This window comes from Deltaproteobacteria bacterium (assembly GCA_019308905.1).
In the GTDB taxonomy this organism is placed as follows: Bacteria; Desulfobacterota; BSN033; order WVXP01; family WVXP01; genus JAFDHF01.
This window is the reverse complement of record JAFDHF010000123.1, coordinates 1-3,992: the sequence shown is the minus strand read 5'-3', so window position 1 is coordinate 3,992 and position 3,992 is coordinate 1. Positions and strand designations below refer to the sequence as shown.

Genomic DNA, 3,992 nt, shown 5'->3' with positions numbered 1-3,992 from the left:
CTTCCAATAATTCGTCCCTGGTTACCTGACTGATTTTGTCGCCCATAGTATGCCCCCATATTTCGGTAACATCCTATGATGCAACGACCCTAGTTGGGTAACATTTTTGGTGATGCAATGCGGTAGGGAAGTGTCGTTGACATAGGGCAACCGTTTTCAGAGAGGTCGTTGGTAGGGAGGAGACAGGGGTTGTGAAAGGACCTCAAGAACAGCTTTTTGTGCTCGTGATCGGAACGGGACGAAGTGGTACGCACTGGGTTGGCAATATCGTCGGTGGCCACAATGAGTTCCGGTCTACTGTGGAAGAACCGAAGATTTTTAGCTTAGTCACCCAAATGGCGGTCGACTCGTCAAAGCGAAGGCGCCTTTTCCCGAAATTGGTGAGGAAATACAGACGAGAGATGAGACGCTCAGCGCCACAGCATTACCTTGACAAGTCCCACCCCAACATCTGCCTTGCAGAAGATTTGGGAGACGCGTTTGAGAATGCGCGCTTCATTGGTATTGAGCGGTCAGTCTACGCGACTGTTTTTCGAGCATGTTACTCCATGAAGGGGTACTAAGGTGGCAGGAAAATTGGAGAGAGTTTCCCCTCCCGAACGCATTTCTGGGAATCGATCGCGCGGTTGCAGAATACTACGAGAGTCTTACTGCTCCTGAAAAATGCACGCTTAGATGGCTTAGTCATCGGAGGGAGATGGCAAAATTACGGAGAGTGCTGGGCACTCGGTTGATAATCATGAATTACGAAGAACTGATAATCGACACTCAAACGCAGCTGAAACGTCTCCAGCATTTCCAAGGCCTCCACGATGAATTTCCACCGATCACTGTGAAGAAGGACAGCCTCGACCGGTGGCGGCGGGACTTGCCTGCACTAGCAGTGGGGGAAATAAATGAAACGCTGGGGCGGCATGTCGTGGGGGAAGAGGCAAGCTTGCTGGACACTGAATGCCGAGACTACGCCGGGAAAGAGCCAAGCTCGGCAGGGCCGAGATGCAGAAGCTCGATTCCAGACTGACCGACACTTGGCAGGACAACACGTAACGGCTGTACCAATCCATGATGGCGACCAGATAGACGAAGCCGCCCCGCAAGCGAAGGAAGGTGATGTCTCCGAAACCCAAACCTGATCGGGGCGCTCGATCTTCCATACCCGCAACAGATAGGGATAAGTGCGATGTCCCGGCGCTGGCACCGATCGTCTCGGCTTGGAATAGATGGCCTGCAGACCCATCTGGCGCATCAGCCGGCTCACCCGCTTGCGGCTGACTCCAAAGCCCAGGGTGTGTAACGATTAGGGTTGTATCCGGAATGCAATCGTAGTCTGCTTGAGAGCTGTGATTTCAGAGTGCACTCCGGATACAACCCTAATCGTTTGCTGAGGCAGTTTGGACTGAAAGGGACTCAATGGGCTCGAGCCCAGTGCGATACGATTCGATTAAAACTCTTGAAAATCGGAGCGCAGATCCGGATTTCGGTCCGACGTTTTACCATCTCCCTGTCCAGTTCCTACCCTTATCAAAGTTCGTTTCTTCAGGTTTGCCAAAATCTGGGTAGAGCCGGACCTTGAACCTCGACCTGTATGAAGAATCAGCCGCTACCTCCAAAACATCCCGGGTGAAGTGTCGCAAAATTTCGCTCCAAATTGATTTGAACTGCAGGTTTTCGAGGGTAGACAGGAAAATACGGGGTGTTTTCACCTTGTTTGTCTGATTTTTCCCGAGTCAAGGTTCATTTAACCCAAAAATTGTCATCTAAAGAAAGGTCTTGAGAAATGCGGGCTAGCTCATGGTGTTCTTTCAGTAACCGCGAGATCTGCCGTATGGTCATGTCCTCTTCTTGCATCCAATCTCTGATCTGTTGGTCGTAGGGTTCGAGCTTGACCAGAGACGAACGGAAAAATTTCTAGGAATGTTGAATCAAAGAAACAAGTTGAACCAATTGATCCTGCTCCGGCAGCGGTTGCTCCCTTGTAACCCTAACTGCCCGCAGTCGCTTCATGTAACGTCGGATTGTTTTTCGGTCTATGCCAAGAGAATCACAAATCTCCCTTTCGGTTCTTCCTTTGTGCCATTGGTAAATCATTTCCAGATACTCGTTCATATGAATCCTTCTTCGGGCCATTCTTCCCCCTTTCCGGTTGCTCTTCTTCAGGAGAAACAATCGCCCTCGGGTTGTCAAAAACGGACAGGGTGGGGGAATTACCTTGTTAAAATCCCGCACATCTGGGGGATATACCATGGTAATCGACACCTCGAGTGTACAAAAATTGTTGACAGGTTCCAAACCATGATTCAGGCAGATGACATTTCTTGAAGGGATTGCATTGCTAAATCAAGTGAGCATAGAACGCGAAACCATTCGCAAGTCTGCAAAGCGTGTCGAACGCTGGGTTGAAGAGCGTGATTACAGAGCCTATGAACCTTTTGACGGGTTGTCATCCCCATTTCGGCTGTTGACATTCGGAAACCTCTTTTTAGATCGGCTTTTGATGCAGGTTGTTAGGCAGAGTCCCTGGAATCTGCGACCGCTTTTCGGGATTAAGCCGCTGGTTTCGACTAAAGGTCGAGGCTATATGGTTAGGGGATATCTAACCATGTTCGGGATTACGGGGGATGCCTCCTACAAGAGCCGGGCCCGCATTTGCCTCGATTGGCTTATCGAGCATAAATCGCCCAAGTTCGATGAGTTCTCGTGGGCTAATCACTTCGATTTTGCAAGTCGAGGTGGTCGTTACTCTAAGCATGAGTCTATCATCGTTTGGACAGCACTTATTGGTCATGCGTTTCTGGACGGGTACTCTATTCTCGGGGATCGTCGTTATCTTGAAATAGCGGATAGCGTATGCCGTTGGATTCTTAACCTGCCGCGAGAACGGACCGAATCAGGAACATGTCTCAGTTACCTGATGACCGAGCAGAGTTCGATTCACACCGCCAATATGCTGGGCGCCAGTTTCCTAGCGCGTGCGGCTATGTTCAACGATTCTGACGAGTGTCGTAGTGTAGCTGCGGAGGCCATGAAGTACAGCTGCACCCGACAGCGACCAGACGGTTCATGGTGGTATGCGGAAGATCCGAAGTACCACTGGATCGACAACTTCCACACGGGCTACAACCTGGACAGTTTAAAAATCTATGTCGAGTCAACCGGCGACGACAATTACAGGGGGGAGCTTGAGCGTGGTTTTCGATTTTTTGTCGAACATTTTTTTGAGCCAGACGGCTGTCCTCGCTATTACCACAACCGCACCCAGCCCATCGACAGCCAGTGCGCAGCACAGGCCATCGAAACGTTGGCACATTTCTCAGAGAATTATCCGTCTGCCCTTAATCTGGCCTTGAAAGTGGCTAACTGGTGGATTCGAGAAATGCAGGATCCTTCGGGTTATTTCTACTATCGGAAATATCCCCTAATAAAGGCTAAAGCTCCTATGCTCCATTGGTCTCAAGCGGTGACCTATAGAGCGCTTGCTGTTTTATCAGAAGCGCTTGGTAATAACGAAGTGATATTTGAGCAAGTTGAGATTTAAGTCTCATTCTGGGATGGGTGAACTCCCTCGCCTTGCGGAAGGAGTTTTGGGGCCAACATCTGTTGGCTCGCGGTTATTTTGTGGCCAGCACGGGCACTGTCAGTGAGGAGCTATTGCCAAATCTTGGGTATGCAGTCATCAGGCGGCGACCTCATCTTCCCGGATTCCATTAATAAATTGAACGTCCTGGACCACTTCTCCCAGACGTCTATAACCCCGTAATCTGCGCCATCGTTTTTGTGCACTGAGGGATGCACTGAGGGATAGCTTGAAAACCATTGTCAGCAAGGTTTGGCGAGACAGGCAATTTCTGGTCTTTGCTGTACGCAAACGGACTGTAGCAAAGGTGGATTCGATCGGATTTGTGGTTCTCAGGTGCTGCCAGTGCTCAGCCGGAAAGTCATAGAAAGCAAGCAGTTCCTCTCGGTCCTTGACTAAACAAGCCTCCGCTTTTGGG

The 3,992-nt window shown here is 50.1% G+C and carries 4 protein-coding genes; 2 read left to right on the top strand and 2 right to left on the bottom strand.

The window, feature by feature from the left end; genetic code table 11:
• Positions 1–877 precede the first annotated feature (877 nt).
• Positions 878–1,246 carry a hypothetical protein gene (locus JRJ26_20245; GenBank protein ID MBW2059821.1) on the bottom strand — a complete coding sequence of 123 codons (369 nt, stop codon included), beginning with the start codon at positions 1,244–1,246 and terminating at the stop codon, positions 878–880.
• Positions 1,247–1,378: 132 nt separating this feature from the next.
• On the opposite strand from JRJ26_20245, the gene JRJ26_20240 reads away from it, so the two are divergent.
• Together JRJ26_20240 and JRJ26_20235 are read left to right on the top strand one after the other, a co-directional pair.
• Entirely contained in the window at positions 1,379–1,573 is a 195-nt protein-coding gene (locus JRJ26_20240; protein MBW2059820.1) for a transposase, read from the top strand.
• Between the two features lie 732 nt (positions 1,574–2,305).
• Positions 2,306–3,535: a hypothetical protein gene (locus JRJ26_20235; protein ID MBW2059819.1), complete on the top strand. Its 1,230-nt coding sequence runs from the start codon at positions 2,306–2,308 to the stop codon at positions 3,533–3,535.
• 138 nt (positions 3,536–3,673) lie between these two features.
• Here JRJ26_20235 and JRJ26_20230 read toward each other — a convergent pair.
• Positions 3,674–3,992: transposase (locus tag JRJ26_20230; GenBank protein ID MBW2059818.1), on the bottom strand; the 319-nt coding region annotated here is incomplete at its 5' end.